Raw genomic sequence first — 6,455 nt, 5'->3', positions numbered from 1 at the left:
CATGGTGGCCACCGTCTGGTCCGCGCGGGCCAGCAGGACCACGGGGTCGGCCAGGACGCGGGCCTGCCCGCCCGCGTAGACGGTCACCGTCGTCATCGAGGCGGAGACCGCCACCGACGGGACACCGGTGTGCAGGGCGGTCCGTTCGGCCGCGCGGTGCCGGGTCCCGGTCTCGACCGCCGGCAGGGTGGGATCGGGCACGAGGTGGACGTTGGCATGGGTGATCCGCTCGCCGTCCGAGGACAGGACCACGGCTCCGTCCATCTTGCTCAGTTCGCGCAGCCTGGCCGGTGTGAACTCGACGTCCAGCGTGACACCGCCGTCGCATATCTCCCTGACGGCGGGGTCATCGCCCAGCACGATGAGACCACCGGTGCCGCTGCGACGGATGCGGTCCAGTGCCTCACGCAGCGGGGTGCCGGGGGACAGGCGCCGGAGGACGGCCCGGACGGGTGCGTCGACGGGGGTCCCGTCCGTGGCGCGGGGGGCCAGGGCGGACGTCTCAGTGCCCCTCTGCGTGGGTCTCGACCGGGCGGGTGTACTCGTCGCTGGGCGGGACCTCGGCGATGACGGCGGCGGACATCTCGATCTGATCGCCGTTGGAGAACGACACGGTGGCGGGTACAGAGGTCCCGATCCGGAGGTCGTCGGAGTCGGGCAGCGTGGCGGTGCTGCGCTCGACACAGAGGTCGTCCCGCGCGGGGACGGGCTCGACGTCGGCCGCCGGCGAGACGATCAGGGAGCATCCGCGTTCCAGCGGCTGTGTCTCGCCGAGCTGCGCCTCGATCCCGTCGATCTCGATCCGGTCGAGGGAGATCGACTCGCCCATGCCGGTCCCGGTGAAGGAGGCGGCGAACCCGAGACGCGCCTCGCCCTCCTCGGGGAGGACCACCACGAGATCGTTGACGTGGAGCTCGCCCGCGGAACCCTGCCCGCCGTCCACCGCGGCGACCTGGTTGGCCGTCTGGGAGACCTGCCCGGCGCCACACGCGGACAAACCGACGGCGGTACCCACGGCCAGGACTACGAGCGCGGTGCGGCGCAGGCCGGTGTTCGGTGAAGTCACGTCAGGCTCCTCGGGGGATGGTCGTTCTCAGGCCGGTCTCATCGTAGTCCACGGCTGGTCGTGACCGGCGTCAGAGTGCGCTCCCGGCACCCCCCGGATGCGGCGCCCCCGCTGTACGGGTTTCTGACCTGCACAAACGGAAAACCCCAGCGCTGAGGGCGTGCTAAGATGTCTCAGTCGAAAGGGGAAAGCCACTCATGGAGTTCAAGGTCGGCGACACTGTCGTCTACCCGCATCACGGCGCCGCTAGTATCCAGGCGATCGAGATGCGGACGGTCAAGGGCACCGAGAAGGAATACCTCGTCCTCAAGGTTTCGCAGGGCGATCTCACGGTCCGGGTTCCGGCCGAGAACGCCGAGTACGTGGGCGTGCGTGACGTGGTCGACGAGGCGGGGCTCGACAAGGTCTTCGACGTCCTGCGCACTGAGCACGCCGAGGAGCCGACCAACTGGTCCCGCCGGTACAAGGCGAACGGCGAGAAGCTGGCCTCGGGGGACGTGAACAAGGTCGCCGAGGTCGTCCGCGATCTGTGGCGTCGTGACCTGGACCGTGGTCTGTCCGCCGGTGAGAAGCGGATGCTCGCGAAGGCACGGCAGGTGCTGGTGGGCGAACTCGCGTTGGCCGACCGCGCCGATGAGCACCGCGCCGACGAGCTCCTCGAGCAGGTGCTGTCCGCCGCCACCCCCGCCTGACGCGACCGCGGGGGTGACTCGATCCGCGCAGGAGCTCAGTGATGGCAGTGGCCACCCGCCCCCCACGGGCAGGGTGGCCGCCGTCGTTCCCGCGGCGGGCTCCGGACTGCGCCTGGGTGCGGGGGTCCCCAAGGCCTTCGTCGAGCTGTCGGGTCGGACCATGCTCGAGCGGGCCGTCTCCGGTCTGTTGGCGAGCGGGGCGGTCGACGACGTCGTGGTGGTGGTCCCCGAGGACCGGGTCGCGGAGTCGGAGCTGCTGCTCGCGCCTCTCCGGTCCGGCGAACACCTCGTTCTCGTCGCGGTGGGCGGGCCGCAACGCACCGACTCGGTCCGTAACGGTCTGGCGGTCCTCACCGCCACCCTCGAGGGGTCGGGGTCGCCGGTCCACGACGTCGTGCTGGTCCACGACGCGGCACGCTGCCTGACCCCGGCCGCTCCGATCCTCCGGGTGGTGGAGGCGGTCCGATCGGGCGAGGGCGCGGTGGTCCCCGTCCTCCCCGTGGTCGACACCGTCAAGGAGGTCGACGCCGCCGGTTACGTGGTGGGCACGCCCGATCGCGGAGTTCTCCGAGCCGTTCAGACGCCGCAGGGCTTCGCGCCCGACGTGCTGCTGGCGGCCTACGATGCGGCCGGTGACGGGGCCACCGACGACGCCGGCCTGGTGGAGCGGCTGGGCAGGAGGGTGGCGACCGTGGCGGGTGATCCGCTCGCCTTCAAGATCACCACCGCGTCGGACCACGCGCGCGCCCAGGAGGAACTCCGTGACCAGCACGGGTTCCACGCACGCGAGAACCCGGAGGACCGTCCCGTGACCGGACCCGTGCCCCCCCGCGTCGGTATCGGCACCGACGCCCACCAGGTTCAACCCGGCAAGAAGTGCATGATGGCCTGCCTGCATTTCCCCGACGACGACGGGTGCGAGGGCCACTCCGACGGAGACGTGGTGGCCCACTCACTGGTCGACGCGCTGTTGTCCGCCGCCGGTCTCGGCGACCTCGGAACCCTGGTCGGCACCGGACGCCCCGAGTACGACGACGTCTCCGGTGAGCGTCTCCTGCGTGAAGCGGTGGCGGAGGTGACCGGCCAGGGGTGGACGATCGGTAACGCCGCCGTGCAGATGGTCGGTAACCGACCCAAGATGGGCCCGCGGCGGCTCGAGGCCCAGGACACCCTCTCGGCGATCATCGGCGCCCCTGTGTCCGTCTCGGCCACCACGACCGACGGGATGGGCTTCACCGGCCGCGGCGAGGGGGTCTCCGCGGTGGCGACGGCTCTGCTGTTCCGGAGCTGACGAAGCGGGCGCGAGGAGGCGTCACCGGTAGACTCGATCCCCGTGACGCTCCAGCTGTACGACACCGCCACCCGCTCCCTCCGGGAGTTCACCCCTGTCCGGGAGGGTCACGCGTCGGTCTACCTCTGTGGAGCCACCCCGCAGTCCGTGCCGCACATCGGCCACGTCCGGTCGGGGGTCGCCTTCGACATCCTGCGCCGATGGCTGCTGGGATGCGGTTACGACGTGGCGTTCGTCCGCAACGTCACGGACATCGACGACAAGATCCTCACCAAGGCCGCGGAGAACGGGCGGCCGTGGTGGGAATGGGTCGCCACGCACGAGCGGGAGTTCACCAGGGCCTACGACGCCCTGGGCGTCCTGCCGCCGTCCACGGAGCCCCGGGCCACCGGACACGTCACCCAGATGATCGACTACATGGAGCGGCTCATCGAGCGCGGTTACGCGTACCCGGCCGAGGGCAGCGTGTACTTCGACGTCGCGGCCTGGTCGGCCGCCCCCGAAGGCGACTACGGGCACCTCTCGGGACACCGGCTCGACGAGGTCGACCAGGGCGAGGGGGCCGACCTGCGGGGTAAACGAGACCCCCGCGATTTCGCGCTGTGGAAGGCGGCCAAACCCGGGGAGCCGAGCTGGCCGACCCCGTGGGGAGAGGGCCGGCCCGGCTGGCACCTCGAGTGTTCGGCGATGGCCACCTGGTACCTCGGTCACACCTTCGACATCCACGGCGGCGGCCTGGACCTGCAGTTCCCTCATCACGAGAACGAGGCCGCCCAGTCCCACGCGGCCGGTGACGGCTTCGCCCGGTACTGGCTGCACAACGGGTGGGTGACCATGGCCGGGGAGAAGATGAGCAAGTCGCTGGGTAACGTCCTCAGCGTCCCGAACATCCTCACCGTGGTGCGCCCCGTCGAGCTGCGCTACTACCTCGGCAGTGCCCACTACCGGTCCATGCTCGAGTACTCACCGGAGGCGTTGCAGGAGGCCGCTGCCGGATACCGCAGGATAGAGACCTTTATCCGGCGCGTGGCCGAGGTCGTCCCGGAGATACCCGTCGGCGAGTGGACCGACGGATTCGCCGCGGCGATGGACGACGATCTCGGGGTCCCGGCCGCGCTGGCGGAGATCCACGGCACGGTGCGCAGGGGGAACACGGCCCTGGCCGCCGGTGATCACGACTCGGCGCTGTCCGCCGCGTCGGCCGTCCGGGCCATGACGGCGGTGCTGGGCGTGGATCCCCTCGACCCCCACTGGGTGGCCGCCGGCGGCGGCGACGACGCCGCCACCACCGCGCTCGACTCGCTCGTGCGCGCAGAACTCGAGGCGCGCGACATCGCGCGCTCGAATAAGGACTTCGCCACCGCCGACGCGATCCGGGACCGACTGGTCGCGGCCGGCGTCGAGGTGGCAGACACCGCGGACGGCCAGAAATGGTCGCTCGCCAATCGGAAGGACTGACATGGCGGGCAATTCGAGCCGACGCGGGGCGATCCGCAAGACCGGCACCAAGAAGGGCCAGGTCGTCGGATCCGGCGGCCAGCGGCGACGGGGTCTCGAGGCCCGGGGGGCCACGCCCAAGGCGGAGGACCGCACGTATCACTCCGCACACCGCAAGGCCAAGGCCGCCTCGCGAAAGGCGGAGACGGCCCAGCAGCGCCGCCGGCACGCCCAGAAGCAGGCCGACGGCCCCGAATACGTGGTCGGGCGCAATCCGGTGGTGGAGTGTCTCCGGGCCGGCGTGCCCGCGACCGCCCTGTACGTGGCGGTCGGCTCGGAGGCCGACGAGCGACTGACCGAGGCCGTGCACCTGGCCGCCAACAAGGGCATCTCGATCCTTGAGGTGCCGCGCACCGATCTCGACCGCATGACGAGCAACGGCATGCACCAGGGCATCGGCCTGCAGGTGCCGCCGTACCAGTACACCGACCCCAAGGACCTCCTCGACATCGCGATGGGGTCGTCGAGCCCCGCGCTGTTGGTCGCCCTCGACAACATCACAGACACCCGCAACCTCGGGGCCGTCATCAGATCGACGGCCGCGTTCGGCGGCCACGGCGTCCTGATCCCCGAGCGGCGCAGTGCGTCCATCACGGCAGTCGCGTGGCGTACCTCCGCGGGCGCCGCGGCCCGGCTGCCCGTCGCGCGTGCGACCAACCTCAACCGGACGCTTCTGGACTGGGCGAAGTCCGGAGTGCAGCTCGTGGGCCTGGACGCTGACGGCGACACCACCCTGGACAGTTACGACGGCACCGGGCCCACGGTCGTGGTGGTGGGCTCCGAGGGCAAGGGGCTCTCGCGGCTCGTGCGCGAGAACTGCGACTCGATCCTCTCGATCCCGATCTCCGGCGGGGTGGAGAGCCTCAACGCCTCGGTCGCGGCCGGAGTGGTGCTCTCCGAGTTCGCCCGCCAGCGTCGCGTGAAGGGCTGACGGGGCCCGCACGTCCCACTCAGGCCAGCGGGCGACGTGGCGACCGGCAGCGGTCGAACGTCGCCCGCGCGTACTCCCACGTCTCCTCCCCGTAGTAGAGGTGGCCGACGATCATGTAGAGCCCGGCGAACCGCTGGTAGGCCCACGCCCTGTCGAGAAAGGTCTCGTCGATCCTGCCGACGTAGCGCGCGAGCACCTCGTCGACGAAACGCGGGCCGTACTCGTACAGTTCGGCGAAGTCCACCGCCGGGTCGCCGAGGCACATGTCGGTGAAGTCGATGAGCCCCAACCGGCCCGGGGACGTGCGCGCATCCCAGTAGAGATGGCGCACGTAGACGTCGTTGTGCAGGAGGACCCGCGGGAGCAGGGTGGACTGGAGCGCGGCGACCTCGTCGCAGATCTCCCGCGCCGTCCGCATCTCGTCCTCGGTGAACACCGCCGGGAGGTCGTTGGCCACGATCCCCCGCACGAAGTCCAGGTTCTCGGGTTGGTAGGAGTCCGGGACCCGGTCGAGCGGCGGGACCGACGTGTCGGCCCCGTGGAGCGCGGTGAGCAGCGCCCCGAGTTGGCCGGCGATCATCGTCCTGTCCGTCGTGGGCAGGGAACGGAGCAGGTCAGGGGTGAGCCGGTCCCCATACACCAGGGGGTACCCGGCGAATCCGCCGTCCGGGGGGACGTGCGTGTACCGGGGTATGGCGGCGTCGACACCGGCCGAGAGGTGGTCGAGGACCGCTGCCTCGTGGGGGAGTCGCGCGAGCGCCTGCTCGTCCGTGGGGAACCGGAACACCAGGTCCCGGTGCCCGAGCGAGTCGGCGCCGCGGCAGCCGTGGCACATCACCACCACGTGGTCCCAGCCCTCGTCGATCCACTGCGACGACTCCCAGGCGAGGGCGGGGAAGGCGGCGCGGATCGCGTCGAGCGCAGCGCCGCGGTCGGCCGGGGAGACGGGGTCGGACGGGGCGACGGTGTCGTCGGCGG

At 71.1% G+C, this 6,455-nt stretch carries 7 protein-coding genes and 1 pseudogene; 5 read left to right on the top strand and 3 right to left on the bottom strand.

The window, feature by feature from the left end; all coding sequences use genetic code 11:
* A partial coding sequence (gene disA, locus G6019_RS00400) for a DNA integrity scanning diadenylate cyclase DisA (protein WP_182626887.1) occupies window positions 1–492 on the bottom strand: 492 nt, incomplete at its 3' end.
* Between the two features lie 10 nt (window positions 493–502).
* On the bottom strand, window positions 503–1,066 hold the full coding sequence (locus tag G6019_RS00395) for a hypothetical protein (RefSeq protein ID WP_182612982.1): 564 nt from the start codon (window positions 1,064–1,066) through the stop codon (window positions 503–505).
* 197 nt (window positions 1,067–1,263) lie between these two features.
* On the opposite strand from G6019_RS00395, the gene G6019_RS00390 reads away from it, so the two are divergent.
* The 5 genes and pseudogenes from G6019_RS00390 (at window position 1,264) to rlmB (ending at window position 5,477) form a co-directional block, all read left to right on the top strand.
* Window positions 1,264–1,758, top strand: coding sequence for a CarD family transcriptional regulator (locus G6019_RS00390; protein WP_017835982.1), 495 nt, complete (start codon window positions 1,264–1,266; stop codon window positions 1,756–1,758).
* Window positions 1,759–1,771: 13 nt separating this feature from the next.
* Window positions 1,772–2,521: pseudogene (gene ispD, locus G6019_RS17150) on the top strand (2-C-methyl-D-erythritol 4-phosphate cytidylyltransferase); the annotation flags it as partial.
* Between the two features lie 45 nt (window positions 2,522–2,566).
* Complete coding sequence (gene ispF / locus G6019_RS17145) at window positions 2,567–3,049, top strand: 2-C-methyl-D-erythritol 2,4-cyclodiphosphate synthase (protein WP_309230106.1); 483 nt, start codon at window positions 2,567–2,569, stop codon at window positions 3,047–3,049.
* A 42-nt stretch (window positions 3,050–3,091) separates the two neighbouring features.
* Window positions 3,092–4,507, top strand: a complete 1,416-nt coding sequence (gene cysS / locus G6019_RS00380; RefSeq protein WP_182612980.1) for a cysteine--tRNA ligase — start codon at window positions 3,092–3,094, stop codon at window positions 4,505–4,507.
* A 1-nt stretch (window position 4,508) separates the two neighbouring features.
* Window positions 4,509–5,477 (top strand): 23S rRNA (guanosine(2251)-2'-O)-methyltransferase RlmB, encoded by a 969-nt coding sequence (gene rlmB, locus G6019_RS00375; protein WP_107755699.1) that lies wholly within the window; start codon window positions 4,509–4,511, stop codon window positions 5,475–5,477.
* 19 nt (window positions 5,478–5,496) lie between these two features.
* Here rlmB and G6019_RS00370 read toward each other — a convergent pair.
* Window positions 5,497–6,455: aminoglycoside phosphotransferase family protein (locus tag G6019_RS00370; RefSeq protein WP_241725780.1), on the bottom strand; the 959-nt coding region annotated here is incomplete at its 5' end.

The sequence above is a fragment of the Dietzia sp. DQ12-76 genome, assembly GCF_014145045.1.
Classification (GTDB): domain Bacteria; phylum Actinomycetota; class Actinomycetes; order Mycobacteriales; family Mycobacteriaceae; genus Dietzia.
Note: the sequence above shows the minus strand (reverse complement) of the source record. Positions and strands in the feature narration are given on the sequence as shown.